Genomic DNA, 14,247 nt, shown 5'->3' on the forward strand with positions numbered 1-14,247 from the left:
CTACCAAGGCGGAAACCATAGCAGATTAAGCATAATGCAGATAAGCAGAAGCGATAAATTTCTTTTATAACGTAGAGACGCAATATATTGCGTCTCGGTTTTTTTCAAAAACGAAATCTTAGACGCATCATGATGCGTCTCTACATTAAAAAGGTTATAAACACCTACACCAATGGTTGTTGACCGTAAAGGTTTTAAATAGTAAAATCCTTAAAACACTTAAGGCGGAGATAAATGAAAAAAAATAATTCAAAATGCGTTGTGTTGTTGTCCGGCGGGCAGGATTCAACGACTGCACTTTTTTGGGCGAAAAAGAAATTTAAAACCGTTATGGCTGTAAGTTTTAACTATGGACAGCGCCATAAAATAGAGCTTAAAAGCGCGGCTAAAATTGCCAAACTTGCCGGGGTAAAACACACGGTTATTGTTGTTAAAGAGTACGAAGCCATCCAAAATTCCGCTTTGCTTGACAAAATATCATCAATAAACAAACACGATAAAATAAATAAAAAACTTCCGGCTTCTTTTGTGCCGGGCAGGAATATCCTGTTTTTAACTGCTGCCGCGGCTTATGCCTATGTTAACAAAGCGGAAAATATCGTAATAGGCGTGTCGCAGGCGGATTATTCCGGATATCCCGACTGCAGGGGAGAGTTTATTCGTTCAATGGAAAAAAGCCTGTCTCTTGGGATGGAATACACTGTAAAAATTCATACTCCTTTACTGAACAAAAACAAGATGCAGACGGTGTTTCTGGCGAAGGATTTGGGAGTACTTGATATGATGAAATACACTCACACTTGTTATGAAGGTAATAAATTGCCGTGCGGTAAATGTCCTGCGTGTAAACTTAGGGCTAAAGGGTTTAAAGAAGCCGGAATTGCTGACCCGCTGAATAAAAGCTGAAGTTTATTTTTTATTCCTCTGAAGTGACGCGAAAATCCCAGCAATACACAGCGCGGCTGACAGCATAAACGCAGCCTGTACGGCTTTTATAAATTCGCCCATATTTGAAGGTTCTATCTTCGCGGTTCCTATGAATATTGAAAGCGCCATCATCCCTATGGCAAGGCCGGTCATCTGGCCTGTCACCCTCATTGTTCCAAGCGCGGCTGACGCTATTGAATAGTCTTTTCTCTCCACGCTGCTCATAACCGCGTTGGTGTTTGGCGAAGAGAAAAACGCGAACCCAAAGCCTATAAAAATAAGCGCGGCTGCCGTGTAATATACGGGGGTCTGCGCGTTTATAAAGACAAGCATTAAAAGGCCGGCTGCCGTCATTGCCATTCCGGACGACGCGATTTTACCGGGGTTAAACCTGTCCGACAGTTTTCCTGCCGCAGGCGCGAACGTCATCATAATTACAGGCTGTATCATAAGCACCAGCCCTGCTGCCTGCGGAGAGAAACCTTTTACGTACTGCAGGTATAAACTTAAAAGGAAAGAGACCGCGAAAGAAGAGGCGTAATGTATAAGCGCGGCCAGATTTGAAAAGGCAAAGACCGCGTTGTGAAAAAACAGCTTCATATTCATGACAGGGTGTTTTATCTTAAACTCCACAATAACAAACAGCACAAGAAGAAGTATGCCAAGTATAAGCGCCGCGGCGCCTGTTTTAGAAGGCAATGAAGACAGTCCGAATATTAAGAAGAACATTCCGGGCGCAAAAATTAAAGAGCCGATAAGGTCAAAAGATTCGCCGCCCGATTCCGCCCATTCGCCTTTCATTTTAAAGGCGGCAAAAAAAACAGCCGCCGCGCACATCAGCGTATTTACCAGAAATATAAAACGCCATCCCAAATTCTGCGTAAGAATGCCGCCCAGAAAAGGCCCTGCGGAGAGCCCCGTGTAAACCGCGGCAACGTTAAGGCCAAGCGCTTTGCCCCTTTCTTTGGCGTGAAAAACAGATGTTAAAATTGCCACACCCGTGCCAAATACCATTGACCCGCCAATGCCCTGAACCACTCGCAGCGTAATAAATAAAACGACGTTTGTAACAAAAACGGTGGCAAGTGATGATAATGTAAAAATTATCATGCCAGCGGTAAAATACCTGCGCCTTCCGTAAATGTCGGCAAGCCGCCCAAATGGTACCTGAAAGATTGCCGAACTTAAAAGGTAGGATGTGGCTATCCAGCCAAGAAAAAGGGCGCTTACGCCGAATTCTTTGCCTATTGAAGGTAATGCCACATTAAGCGAAGAACCCATAAATGACATGGAAAAAGCCGCTATCATAGCCGATATAAGCGCCGCGTTTTTTGTTTCGCTGTCATATTCGTGGGGAGTGTTTTCGTTAATCATAATGATAAATATACCGTATATAAGGGGATAATAAAAGATGTTTTGTTAGATGCTTGGATGCTTGGAAGGTTAGAGGCTTGGATGCTTGGAGGCTTGGATGCTTGGAGGCTTGGATGCTTGGAGGCTTGGAGGTTTGGTAGACGCGGGTCTTTAGCCCGCGGTAGTAGATTTAGATTTATTTTTCCCGTCCATCCGTCCATCATGTTTTTCTGACCTTTTCCGCTTCTGCTTAATTGCTTATAGCTTAAACCGCTGTTCTTACGTCCCTCGGCATTCTATTTCCCGTTCTTCAAGTCCCGCAAAGTCGTGTCCTGTTGATGGTAGCGCCGGTATATCTTTGTAAAGGTGGTATGGGAAAAAAACCACGCGAAAGGTTTGTAACGGGTAAGAAAAAATAATATGTGATAGCCTATATAAAAGAATCCAAGTGTGTACGCGATTTGAAATAACATTGCGGTAATATAATTTTCCGACATATGCAGGGGCAGCACTACCTGTGCTGTTACGGACGCTGCCAAGCCGTAAAGAACCCAGCACAAAACAATAATATATGAATGCGCGGCCTGAATTGATTTTTCCGGGCAGAAGGCGATACACCTTTCACAGCTTTCGCATTTAAACGTCCAATATGGTTTTTTTATCTTTTCACCCTTCATTATAATAGCGCCGTAAGGGCAGTTGGCGGCGCAGATGCCGCAGCTTGTGCATTTCTCATCGGCAAACATTATTTTTGAAAGCATAAAACGCGCGAAGATAAGATACATGAAACTTATCTGAATAAGCGCTGTTCCCATTATCCATGATGGTATACCCTTAAATACCCGTTTGCCTGAAGTAATCATGCCTATAAACGCGGAAATTTCGCGTTTTGTTTTGCCGTAAAAATACTGCGCGTGTTTTTCCGTCATCCCCCAGTGTACTGCCAGCCAGTTTGACGGCATGTCCATTCCGGCAAAACCCCGTATGTCATAACCTTTAAGCAGAAGTATTAACGCGATAATCAGGCACGCAGTGCCTTCCATTCCCGGAAGCGGGAGCGGCCCGTAATAAGCTCCTGCGCGGCACGCGATAATAACCGCGGGCGCTTTTTTCACGCGCGGCATTTTAAGGGCAAATTTTATAGCCGGCCATGGCGCGGTAAACGCGTGAGTCGGGAAAAACAGCCCGGTAAGATTTTCATTTGACGGAGGATTATTTTTAAGGGATGCTTTTTCAAATGGCGTAACAGACGCAGCACAGCCGTGTTCCTTTAATTTTTCGCCCGCCCAGACGGCAGTCTTAAATGAATTGCCTGTGCCGGACATATAATAAAATGACGCTTGGATGCTTAGAGGCTTGGACGGTTGGATATTTGGCAAAATTTATTTTATTATGCCGGAATTTTTCAGTTTGTCGCGGCAGGAAGGGCATACGCTGTCTTTTGCCGGTTTTCCGCAGAACCTGCACACAGAAGAGTTGGGCCTGTTTGAAATTTTAAGCGTGCCTTTATCTATAAGCCGGTTGACCGTTGAAAAGGGGACGCCGGTATCTTTGCAGACCTGAGACACGCTGGCAAGGGGGTTTTTTCTTAAGTATAAAGTCACTTTTCCAAGGTCCATGCCGTCTTTCATAAGGCAGTCAGGGCACACAGTTGCCGATGACTGGCCTGTATCCATTGTCCTTCCGCATCTTTCACAGTTTTTTAGCGCCAATTTAATGCTCCTTATTGCAGATTCTTTGTTATATATCGGACAAACTTCGTATATCTTTAATTATAATTTATCCGCAGTATAAAGCAATAGCATACTTGCATATTATTAAATTGAAAATAAGGTTTAACGGGTGTAAAATTAGCGTATTAATTACTTTTGGAGGTAATAATATGAAAAAGCTTATTATGATACTGTCTTTATTTTCGTGTGTTTCGCTGTACGCGGCCATACCGGGATTTGAAAATGCGTCAGAAATTAAGGCGCCCATATCCGGCGTTACCGTGTATTCAAACACGGCATACGTGGAAAGAAATTTTACCGCATCCCTTGCCAAAGGCGAAACCCTTCTTGCAATAACCGACCTTCCCGTGGGAATGGTGGAAAACACCCTTTCGGTGAAAAAAGCCGGCGACGGAGCTTTTTTAATAAAAGAGTTTGAGTATAAAGAAGTTCTATCCAAGGCTGTTTTTGAGCAGAAAGAAAAAGAATTAAGGGCCTCTCTTGAAGCGATAAAAGCTGAAATAGTGTCGTATGAAGATAAAATTAAGGTGAATGAGTCAAAGATAAAGGCGCTGGAATCAATTAACGCGAAGTCCGCGGATGAAGTTTCAAAAGCGCTGGCAACAAAAGACGTATCTGTAACCAACCTGGATTCAATAATTAAATTTGCCGTCAAAGGGTTAGAGCAGGCATACAAAGATAAACGCGCGGGTGAAAAGAAACTTAAGGAATTAAAAGAAAAAGCAGCTGTGATTGAATCTGAACTTTCATCAGTCCGCGCTGGAAACTTAAAGCGAAATAAGGTGCTTTTTATAAGGGTGGATTCTTCGGCTGTTTTAGCTGACGCGGGAATAACCGTTAAGTACGCCGTATATAACTCGGGTTGGTACCCTTCGTATGAAGCGAATTATACGCCTGCCGTTTCCGCGGCTGAAGTGGCTTATAATGCTGTGGTTTACCAGCAGTCCGGCGAGGAATGGAAAAACGTGAAACTTACGGTTTCCACCGGAAACAAGCAGCACAATATAAATATTCCTGAACCCGCGCCGTGGATTTTAAGGGAGCGCCAGGTTTATAAAGCTAAGATGATGATGAGCAGGCCGGAAGCCGCACCTGCGGCGATGGCAATGGACACCGCGGTAATGGCTGAAGCACAAGAAGCTTACGCGGAAGCGCCCGCGGCGTACAACGCTATAATGGAAAACGAACTTTCAATGAAGGTGGAAATGAAGGGCAGGTTCAATGTCCCGTCAAACGGGGAGCCCAAGAGCGTATTTTTAAAAAACATGAAATTTGACACTGCCGGAATGTATTATTCGGCCGTGCCTTCGCGGAACGATGCGGCTTACCTTACCGCGGAAATAGAAAATAAGGACGAACTGTCGCTTATGCCGGGCGAGATGGCCGTGTATCTTGACGGCGACTATTCCGGCAAACAGCAGATAGGAAAAGTGATAAACACAGGGGACAAGCTTACAGTCTCTTTCGGAATAGACGAGAACATAAAAATAAAGAGGGAAATAACAGATAAGAAAACCGGGGACCGCGGCCTTTTTGGCAATGACAACGGCGCTGATTACGGCTTTAAGATAACAGTTGAAAATTTCAATAAAAAAGAGGCACAGCTTGAAATTAAAGAGCCTATGCCCGTATCGCAGCACGATAAGATTAAAGTTGAAGTTTACAAAGCAAGCGAAGAGTGCGTGGAAAAAGATGAAAAGGGAATTTGCACGCTTAAATTCAAGCTTGGCGCAGGGCAGAAAAAGGTTATAACATACAGGGTAAAAGTGACATATCCGAAAGATATGAATGTGGAAGGGTTGTAATAAATTATCCCATAAACAGATATCCCATAACCAATAAATAAAGCATAAAAGAAGTTAATAAATATAAAGCCATAAACCATAAATAAAGATGACAAGTGATGCTAACAATTGACATTGTTTGTATTTATTTATGGGATATGGGATAAAAGTTTATTGGATAACCGGAGGGTATATGGCGGAGACATTATCGGAACTTTACAGGCAGAGTTTTGAACAGAACGCGGCCCTGCCGGCTTTTTCGGATTACGGCAAAGAACCAATAACTTACGCTGAAGCCGCGGAAAAAGTGGCCAAGATGCATGAATCTTTTTCCGAAGCGGGATTGAAAAAAGGGGACAAGATAGCCCTTGCCGCGCGCAACAGCACAAACTGGGTGCTTACTTACCTTTCTGCCATAACATACGGCGCCGTGATAGTGCCTATTCTGGCGGACTTTAAACCGTCGGAAATTCAGCATATAATAAACCATTCAGACTCCGTGCTTTTATTCGCTTCTGAAGAGATACTTGGACAGCTTGATCTGACTGAAACCGAAAAACTTGCCGCCGCGTACAGGATAGACACAATGGAGAGGGAATACATTAATGAAAAAACAGCTTTATTAATGAAAGCCGTGTCCGCGGTAAAAAATATCTTTGGCAGGAAAAAACCGGAGAAAGAAGCCAAACATTTTTTCATGCGCGACATCGCTGACAGTGAAACCGCCGCCATTGTGTACACGTCCGGTACCACCGGGCTTTCCAAGGGTGTGGTGTTAAGCCGCCGCAGCCTTTATATTAACGTAAGGTTTGCCATGGATAACATGCCTTTAAAACCGGGCGATAATGTGCTGTCGTTTCTTCCGCTGGCGCACTCTTTTGGCTGCGCGTTTGAATTCTTATTTCCCACAGCGGCGGGATGCCACATTACATATTTAGACAGGCTGCCTTCGCCCACGGTATTGGTAGAGGCGTTTGCAAAAATAAAGCCAAGGCTTATCCTCTCTGTGCCGCTTGTGCTTGAAAAAATTTACAGAAATCAGATAAAAAAAAGCATAGACGGGACACCTACAGGATTTCTGTTAAGCGTGCCGGTTGTGGGTAAAGGTATTGAAGCGGTGATTAGAAAAAAGATAGTGAATGTTTTTGGCGGAAACTTCATGGAAATAATAATAGGCGGCGCGTCATTAAGCCCCGAAGTGGATGATTTCTTTAAGTCGATAAAATTTCCTTTTACCATTGGGTATGGCATGACAGAATGCGGCCCGCTTGTTTCTTACGCGAACTGGAAAGAACATAAAAAAGGAACAGTGGGAAAACTTATAAACTACCTTCAGGCAAGGATAGATTCGCCGGACCCGGCAAAGGTCCCCGGCGAGATTCTGCTTAAAGGCGAAAGCGTTATGAAAGAGTATTATAAGAATCCGACGGCCACCCGTGATACAATTGTGGACGGCTGGTTAAAGACAGGCGACCTTGGCACCATGGACAGCGAAGGCAATATCGCGCTGTGCGGCAGGTCAAAAAACATGATACTTGGCCCTTCCGGGCATAATATTTATCCCGAAGAGATAGAGACAAAACTTTCAGTCATGCGTTATGTCAGCGAATGCGTTGTGGTGGACAGGGGCGGAAAAATAACAGCGCTTATTTTTCCGGATATGGACGCGGCTGATAAAGACGGGCTTGACGAAGCAGGGCTGGAAAAAGAGATGGAAAATATAAGAAAAAAACTTAACGCGCAGCTGCCGGTTTACAGCCAGGTATCCGCCGTTAAAATACACGCGCAGGAATTTGAAAAGACGCCTTCTAAGAAAATAAAAAGGTTCCTGTACAGCTGAATATAAAGGATAAATGTGAAAAAAAATAAAGCTTTACCTGTATCCGCCGCGGCGTTATTAATTTCAGCGCTGCTGCACGCGGGAATAATAGGCACTGCATCCGGCATGTTTTCTTTATTTAAAGGAAAACATACGGCTGTAAATCAGCCGGTGGATGTCACGCTTGAACTTATGCCGTATGTCGCAAAGACCGGACATAAGACAGAACTGGCAAAAAATGACACGGCCGCGCGCAACGAAAATTCAGAGAATGATGATATGGGCGGCGGCACGGCTGCTGCCGTCGGAGATATTGAAACACAGAATTCAGTCTACGCGTACAATGACGCTGTAAAACAGAGGATACAGGCAAACCGTTTTTATCCGCCGCAGGCCAGGCAAAAGGGAATTGCGGGAAAGTCTGTGGTGGCTTTTTCCATTAACCGTAACGGAACCGTGGCAGACGCGCGGCTTTTAACGTCGTCGGGGAATGAAATGCTTGATAAAGAGGCGGTGCAGAATATCCGGCGCGCCGCGCCTTATCCGCCGCTTCCTGATGCAATAAAAGCGGAACCGTTTGCCCTGCAGATAGCCATCGTCTTTAAATTAAATTAATTATATGGGGTGTTTATGAAAAAGATATTTGTTTTACTTGCAGCTGTAATAATATTTTCATCGTGCGGGGACAAAACCGCACAGCAGAATGTTTTATGCGGCACATCCATGATTGCGTCGCTGGCAAAGGATATAGCGCCGGGGATAAAAAATACCGTGCTTATCCCGCCGGATGCCTGTCCGGGACATTTTGATTTAAAACCGCAGGACGCGCTTGCCGTAAAAAAAGCAAAACTTGTGATAATACACCCGTACCAGCAGGCGCTGGCGCAGGCGATAAAGAAGATAAATAAAAAAGCCAAAGTGGAAGTTTTAAAAGCATCCGCGCTTACTACGCCGGAAGGGTATTTTAACGGGCTGTCAGAAATGGCGGCGCTTTTAAACGGTTATTATCCGGGAAATTTTGAAGAGTTTGAAAAAAACAGGCAGGCTGTGGTTTTTTCTGTAATGGAAAATGTGACGGATGACCAGATGTACATAAGCTGCATGAGAAAAAAGAAGGTAAAAGCCGTTGTCAGCGCCGTTCAGAAAGACCTGGCGGAATATTTTGGATTTGTACCTGTGGCGTTATTCGGTGAAGCGGAAAACCTTACGGCAAAAGAAATATCGGAAATAATAAAAAAAAGCAGAAACGGCCGTGCCGCGGTTATTTTAAGCAATTTAAACGGCAGCCACGACACATCAGCGGATATAATAAACAGGGAACTTAAAGTAAAAAAAGCGGTGCTTCTTAATTTCCCCGGCGCGTCCGGGGATGACAGCGATTTTCTTGCGTTATGGAGATACAACTTTAACCTTATAAAGCAGGCAGCCGGGGGCTGCAGTCAATGAATAATGTATTTGCCTCTGTTGAAGGCCTTGATGTAACAATAGGTTCAAAAAAAATATTGTCGCGGGTTAACCTTGAAATAAAAAAAGGGGAGTTTATAACCCTTATAGGTCCGAACGGTTCCGGCAAAACCACGCTGGTAAAATGCCTGCTTGGGCTTATAAAACCGTCAGGCGGAAGAGTCTTTTTAAACGGGGGAAAGTGCGGTTATATTCCGCAGTCTTTGCGTGAAGAAACGGGTTTTCCCGCAACCGCAGAAGAACTGATAGAAAGTTCCGCGAAAAGCGCGGGTATGGATAAAGATATGGGTGAAATAGCCGATGAACTTAAAATAAGTAAAATTCTTAAATCGCGTTTCTGTGAATTGTCCGGGGGAGAAAAACAGAAAGTGATGCTTGCAATGGTGCTTGTAAGAAAACCGGAACTGCTGGTGCTTGACGAACCCAACCTTAACCTTGACCCATACGCGTATATGGCTTTTCTTAAGCTTGCCGATTCAATACATAAAAAACATAATATCACAGTTATATTTGTCACGCATATGATAGACAGTATGCCGGTTTCTTCGGCGCGCGTGGTTGTGCTGAAAAAAGGGGAAATTTCCTTTGATGGCAGGGCGGATAAACTGTTTGGCGGAAAAAACGCGATGGAAAAAATATATGGATGAACTTTACGTAAAGGCATTTTTATCCTGTGTTATTACCGGAACTTCGTGCGGGCTTGCGGGGGCGTTTATTCTGCTTCTGGAAATTCCTTTTGTGGGTGTGGCGGTGTCGCACGCGGCAATGGCAGGCGGTGTATGGGGTGTTGTTTTTGGCCTGCCGGGCAAAGTTTCGGCTTTCGCCGCGTCTATTTTAATGTCCGCCCTTTTAGGGCCGGTTTCTGACAAAGTAAAGTCTTCGGTTAATTCAATTTTAAGCGTTATGTTCGCTTTTTTAATGGCGCTTGCGCTTTTAGGCGTGGGGCTTTTTGAAGGGCACAGGCAGATGCTGTATTCGGTGCTGTGGGGCAATGTCTTTTTGTCCGGCTGGATGGATATTTTGTTTTCCGTTTTTGTTCTTGTGCTGGAACTTGCCTTTATTATTTACTATTACAGCAAACTTATGTTTGTGCTTTTTAACAGGGAAATGGCCCTGGCAAACGGCATTAAAGAAAGGCGGATATATTATCTGATGCTTCTTTTAACCGGCGCGGTGGTGTCTGCCGGGCTTAATACGGCGGGCGGGCTTATGATATTCGGGATGATAATACTGCCGGCAGCCGCGGCAAAACAGGCGTGCGTAAGCTTTAAATCTTTTTTAATACTGTCAGCCGCCGCGGGATTTATCGGCGGAGCACTGGGCAGCCTGCTGGCTTTCGCGTTAAACCTGCCGCTGGGCGCGACGGTTGTTCTTTTTATGGCGGGTATTTTTACGGTCTCGGCGGTGTATAAACATTTTTGGCGGTTAAGATTTAATAAAATATAGAAATTTTTGGTGTATAATAAAATAAAACGCAAAGGGGTGCATAATGAAAAAAATGACAGCAGCAGTAATAATTATTCTGTTGTTTTCGGTTATTCCGCTTGCGCGGGCAAAAGAGGATAAAATAATGGTGCTTATAGAAAATATAGAAAAAACGCCTGTTGCATCGCCGGTTTTGACTGCCACACCCATACCCGCGGCACAGCAGCAGAAAGATATTAAGAAAACAAGGGAGATCCTTGACAGGGTGCTTGAAGAAAAGATGATTGATGAAAGGGAAGCTTTGACATTAAAAAGGATAAAAGAAGCGGAAAATAAGTCGGCCGCAACTGATCTGATACTGGGCGTTATGATTATGATAAACTTTCTGTTTCTGGTGTATGTCATGTTAAGGTTAAACGGAAACGGGCGTGAAAAATGAATATACATATAATAATGCACGTGCCTTTTGAAGGGCCCGGTACAATAGAACCGTGGGCAAAGGCAAGGGACCATAATCTTACGTATACACGGGTATATGAAAATGAAAAATTTCCGGATATGGACGCTTTTGATATGCTTATAATAATGGGCGGGCCCATGAGCGTGAATGATATAGATAAATACGCGTGGCTGTCCGGTGAAAAAGGTTTTATATCAATGGCGGTATCATCCTGCAAAAAAGTGCTTGGCATATGCTTAGGCGCGCAGATTCTGGCTGAATGCCTTGGGGGGAAAGTATACCCCAACAGGGAAAAAGAAATAGGGTGGCATAATACCTATCTTACTGAAGCCGGAAGGAACATGAAGATTTTTGAAGGAATACCCCATGAGTTTTCAGCTTTTCACTGGCATGGTGAAACATTTGAAGTGCCTGCCGGATGCGAACGTATAGCGTATTCCGACGCGTGCGAGAATCAGGGTTTTGTTTTTGGAAATGAAATAGCCGCGTTCCAGTTTCATCTTGAATGTACCGAAGAAAGCGTGAAAGGACTTTACAGCATGTGTGAAGATGAAATTGTCCCGGGTAAATATGTCCGCACGTTTGATACCGTAATGGAAAAAAAGAACAGGTTTGCTTTTATAAACGAGCAGATGATAAAGTTTATGGACAACTTCACCCGATAAAATTCAAATACCCGCTTTTCTGGAAAATATCCCCAACCCCTTTTTTATTATTTGAAGTTATATATTTAATTTTTGGTTTTGTTTTGGTAGCCGCGTCCTTTTAGGGCGCGTTGTTTAGATTTCGTTTTTGCTTTACTGCCTATAACTTAAACCGCTGGTTTTTATTTTTCTGTGCATCCGACCCTCATGTTTTATTTGCCTTTTCCGCTTCTGCTTATCTGCCTATAGCTTAAACTGTTATCTTTTATCTTCCGTCCCTCTGTCCCTCTGTGCATCCGTCCCTCGGCTTTACAGGGCTTGTGTGTATTTTTTCAGTACGCGCCGCGAATTGGTGTTCTTGTATCCAAATAAGTTTGAAGTCTTGTGCGTGTTAACGTCATTGGCAACCGTGAATTCACGGCACATACAAATTTGCCGCCGTCGCATTAAATACGTCCTGCCGGGTACATACTGTATTTGCGCGGCACGCACTGAAAAAACACACCCAACCCCTGTGGTTTTATTCTAATTTTCCAATTTCGAATTTTCGATACTTGTTTTATGTTTGTTTTTTCTTCCGTCCCTCGTGTTTGCCGGGTTTGGTTATATGCAATGGTAGGCGCATCCTTTTAGGGTGCGGTAGTTTGTTTTTGTTTTGCTTCCGTCCCTCCGTGCTTCCGTCCCTCTGTCCCTCATGTTTTATTTGCCTTTTCCGCTTCTGCTTATCTGCCTATAGCTTAAACTGGTATCTTTTATCTTCCGTCCCTCTGTCCCTCTGTGCATCCGTCCCTCCGCCTCACAGGTGTTGTGTATATTTTTTCAGCACGCGCCGCAAATAATGGCAGCTCGGCAGCTCAGCGGCTCAGAAGCTTGGTTTAGATCCGGTAGGCGCGTTCCTTTAGGGTGTGGCAGTTAAATATAAATATAGCAGATTAAGCTATAATCAGATAAGCAAAAGCAAAATCTAAACAACGCACCCTAAAAGGGTGCGGCTACCAGGGCAATAAACAATTCAAATCAAATATAACTACCGAATGCTGCCACCGTCTGATCTTTTTATGATTATGCTTATGCTTAATTGCCTATAGCTTACACCGCTGTTCTTCCGGGCTGTCGAGCCGCGATTTTCCCACGCTGACATTTGCCGTGCGCGCAATGTGTTGCGCGGAAACACACCTTAAATTCCCTTTAAAATATGAATAAAAACCGCGGCACGGCAATTGCTATTACACAGTTGTTACAAATACGAAAAGGAGAAAACAAAATGAAAAAAACAAAACTGGCAATGATTACGGCGGCGGTAATTATCCTGTGCGGGTGCGCGTCCACAACCGGGAATAAAATTTACACAATTAATTCCAGGGGTACTGCGGAAATACCGGGTTCTGATATCAGCTCCGCGCAGAACAAATCGCTGCAGTACGCAAGGGAAGAAATGATTTATTCAATAGACCGGTTTCTGGATTTTAAGTTTAATTTTGATGAAGAGACAAAAAGAAAAATATCGTCTGAAAGCAGGATAGTAAAAGGGTGGAAAAAGGACGGCTGGTACATTACGGAACTTACGTATACGCTTGATCTTTTTAATTTTCTGGCTGATAACGCGGGTTTCAGAAGCTTTAATACATGGGAATTGATGGGAATGTCAAAATACTATGACCACTATATGACAGGAAATAAGCCTATAGGCGTCTGGGTTCAGGAAAAACTTGCGCAGGAAATTACCAATGACCCTGTCAATCAGGCGGTTCTTTGCATGATACCGGCTTACAGCGGGAATTTCGCTATAGGAAAAAACCTTGCAGGCGGATTTTTTGCCCTGGCTAAAACAGCGGCGCTTTTAACCGCCATATTTCACCCGGATAAAGGCGCGAAAATCGGCGCTTACGCCGGACTGGGGGTGATAACCGCGTTGGATTTTTATTCTGTAATTTTTGAAACATCAGAGTCTATAAAAAAACTTGAAGTGCTGAAAAACGCGCTTTCAGGGCAAAAACAAAATGAAAAAGGAGAATAAAAATGAAAATTAAAATTCAGGCAAAAAAGTTATTAATGACAGTTGTTGCGGCGGGAGCTTTATACGGCACGGTTTTAGCGCAGGGATATTTGGATACAAATGAAAATGTACCGTCCTGGGAAAGGGATGTATACGCGGAAAAAGAAAATAAGACGGGTTTTTGGATATTTGGAGCCGGAGGCGCGGTGAACAGCCTTCCTTTAGCTTCGTCAAAATTCACACTGCCCCTTGTTTATCTTGCGTACGAAGGCGTGAATAAGAAATCGCTGGGAAACTTTGACACAAGCTGGTCTTTTGGGCTGTATGATTTTATGCCGGAAGCTGAATTTGCGATAATAATGCCTGTAAAACCGCTTGATTTCCGTTTAAGCGTGGGCGCTTACTATGACATAATCATCGGCGGGCACGCGGGGGTGCTTGTAAAAGCGGGGGCCATACTTAACAAGACTTATTCTTTTGACCTTATGGTAATCCCTATAGGCACGCAGCCTTCCGTGTCATATTCCGAATCCCTGTCGCAGCAGAAAATTGTTCCAAATGACGGCGAACATGGGCTTGAATTTCCGGTATTCGGGGTTCTGGCTTCAATAAGGTTCTAAAACTAAAGGATGTAAAAGGGCG

General features: G+C 44.0%; 14 protein-coding genes. 11 read left to right on the top strand and 3 right to left on the bottom strand.

Annotated features, from left to right (window positions below; all coding sequences use genetic code 11):
* Positions 1-234: 234 nt before the first annotated feature.
* Positions 235-906: a 7-cyano-7-deazaguanine synthase QueC gene (gene queC / locus JXR81_06695; GenBank protein ID MBN2754540.1), complete on the top strand. Its 672-nt coding sequence runs from the start codon at positions 235-237 to the stop codon at positions 904-906.
* Positions 907-909: 3 nt separating this feature from the next.
* Here the strand turns inward: queC and JXR81_06700 are convergent, their stop codons facing one another.
* The 3 genes from JXR81_06700 to JXR81_06710 all read right to left on the bottom strand — a co-directional run bounded on the left by JXR81_06700 (position 910) and on the right by JXR81_06710 (position 3,992).
* On the bottom strand, positions 910-2,301 hold the full coding sequence (locus JXR81_06700; protein ID MBN2754541.1) for an MFS transporter: 1,392 nt from the start codon (positions 2,299-2,301) through the stop codon (positions 910-912).
* Between the two features lie 275 nt (positions 2,302-2,576).
* A complete protein-coding gene (locus JXR81_06705; GenBank protein ID MBN2754542.1) occupies positions 2,577-3,605 on the bottom strand; it encodes a 4Fe-4S dicluster domain-containing protein in 1,029 nt (342 codons plus the stop codon).
* A 57-nt stretch (positions 3,606-3,662) separates the two neighbouring features.
* On the bottom strand, positions 3,663-3,992 hold the full coding sequence (locus tag JXR81_06710; protein MBN2754543.1) for a hypothetical protein: 330 nt from the start codon (positions 3,990-3,992) through the stop codon (positions 3,663-3,665).
* A 170-nt stretch (positions 3,993-4,162) separates the two neighbouring features.
* Between JXR81_06710 and JXR81_06715 the strand changes: the two genes are divergently transcribed.
* From JXR81_06715 to JXR81_06760, 10 genes are all read left to right on the top strand, one after another.
* Positions 4,163-5,818, top strand: coding sequence for a DUF4139 domain-containing protein (locus tag JXR81_06715; GenBank protein ID MBN2754544.1), 1,656 nt, complete (start codon positions 4,163-4,165; stop codon positions 5,816-5,818).
* A gap of 172 nt (positions 5,819-5,990) precedes the next feature.
* Positions 5,991-7,637, top strand: coding sequence for an AMP-binding protein (locus JXR81_06720; GenBank protein MBN2754545.1), 1,647 nt, complete (start codon positions 5,991-5,993; stop codon positions 7,635-7,637).
* Positions 7,638-7,652: 15 nt separating this feature from the next.
* On the top strand, positions 7,653-8,231 hold the full coding sequence (locus JXR81_06725; GenBank protein MBN2754546.1) for an energy transducer TonB: 579 nt from the start codon (positions 7,653-7,655) through the stop codon (positions 8,229-8,231).
* Positions 8,232-8,246: 15 nt separating this feature from the next.
* The gene (locus JXR81_06730; protein ID MBN2754547.1) at positions 8,247-9,062 is read left to right on the top strand and encodes a zinc ABC transporter substrate-binding protein; all 816 of its coding nucleotides are present in this window, start codon (positions 8,247-8,249) and stop codon (positions 9,060-9,062) included.
* On the top strand, positions 9,059-9,727 hold the full coding sequence (locus JXR81_06735) for an ABC transporter ATP-binding protein (protein ID MBN2754548.1): 669 nt from the start codon (positions 9,059-9,061) through the stop codon (positions 9,725-9,727). The genes JXR81_06730 and JXR81_06735 overlap by 4 nt, the downstream gene beginning before the upstream one ends.
* Complete coding sequence (locus JXR81_06740; protein MBN2754549.1) at positions 9,690-10,526, top strand: metal ABC transporter permease; 837 nt, start codon at positions 9,690-9,692, stop codon at positions 10,524-10,526. The genes JXR81_06735 and JXR81_06740 overlap by 38 nt, the downstream gene beginning before the upstream one ends.
* A gap of 43 nt (positions 10,527-10,569) precedes the next feature.
* Positions 10,570-10,944 carry a hypothetical protein gene (locus JXR81_06745; protein ID MBN2754550.1) on the top strand — a complete coding sequence of 125 codons (375 nt, stop codon included), beginning with the start codon at positions 10,570-10,572 and terminating at the stop codon, positions 10,942-10,944.
* Positions 10,941-11,630, top strand: coding sequence for a type 1 glutamine amidotransferase (locus JXR81_06750; protein MBN2754551.1), 690 nt, complete (start codon positions 10,941-10,943; stop codon positions 11,628-11,630). Before JXR81_06745 ends, JXR81_06750 begins: the two co-directional genes overlap by 4 nt.
* Positions 11,631-12,873: 1,243 nt before the next feature.
* Positions 12,874-13,626 (top strand): hypothetical protein, encoded by a 753-nt coding sequence (locus JXR81_06755; GenBank protein MBN2754552.1) that lies wholly within the window; start codon positions 12,874-12,876, stop codon positions 13,624-13,626.
* Between the two features lie 2 nt (positions 13,627-13,628).
* Entirely contained in the window at positions 13,629-14,225 is a 597-nt protein-coding gene (locus tag JXR81_06760) for a hypothetical protein (GenBank protein ID MBN2754553.1), read from the top strand.
* Positions 14,226-14,247 lie beyond the last annotated feature (22 nt).

Source organism: Candidatus Goldiibacteriota bacterium, from assembly GCA_016937715.1.
Classification (GTDB): domain Bacteria; phylum Oederibacteriota; class PGYV01; order PGYV01; family PGYV01; genus PGYV01.

Bases quoted from the DNA above. Each gene is read 5' to 3' on its own strand.
- JXR81_06745 (MBN2754550.1), top strand. From the start codon at position 10,570: ATGAAAAAAATGACAGCAGCAGTAATAATTATTCTGTTGTTTTCGGTT.
- JXR81_06705 (MBN2754542.1), bottom strand. From the start codon at position 3,605: ATGTCCGGCACAGGCAATTCATTTAAGACTGCCGTCTGGGCGGGCGAA.
- JXR81_06755 (MBN2754552.1), top strand. From the start codon at position 12,874: ATGAAAAAAACAAAACTGGCAATGATTACGGCGGCGGTAATTATCCTG.
- JXR81_06750 (MBN2754551.1), top strand. From the start codon at position 10,941: ATGAATATACATATAATAATGCACGTGCCTTTTGAAGGGCCCGGTACA.
- JXR81_06760 (MBN2754553.1), top strand. From the start codon at position 13,629: ATGAAAATTAAAATTCAGGCAAAAAAGTTATTAATGACAGTTGTTGCG.
- JXR81_06730 (MBN2754547.1), top strand. From the start codon at position 8,247: ATGAAAAAGATATTTGTTTTACTTGCAGCTGTAATAATATTTTCATCG.
- JXR81_06715 (MBN2754544.1), top strand. From the start codon at position 4,163: ATGAAAAAGCTTATTATGATACTGTCTTTATTTTCGTGTGTTTCGCTG.
- queC (MBN2754540.1), top strand. From the start codon at position 235: ATGAAAAAAAATAATTCAAAATGCGTTGTGTTGTTGTCCGGCGGGCAG.
- JXR81_06735 (MBN2754548.1), top strand. From the start codon at position 9,059: ATGAATAATGTATTTGCCTCTGTTGAAGGCCTTGATGTAACAATAGGT.
- JXR81_06700 (MBN2754541.1), bottom strand. From the start codon at position 2,301: ATGATTAACGAAAACACTCCCCACGAATATGACAGCGAAACAAAAAAC.
- JXR81_06720 (MBN2754545.1), top strand. From the start codon at position 5,991: ATGGCGGAGACATTATCGGAACTTTACAGGCAGAGTTTTGAACAGAAC.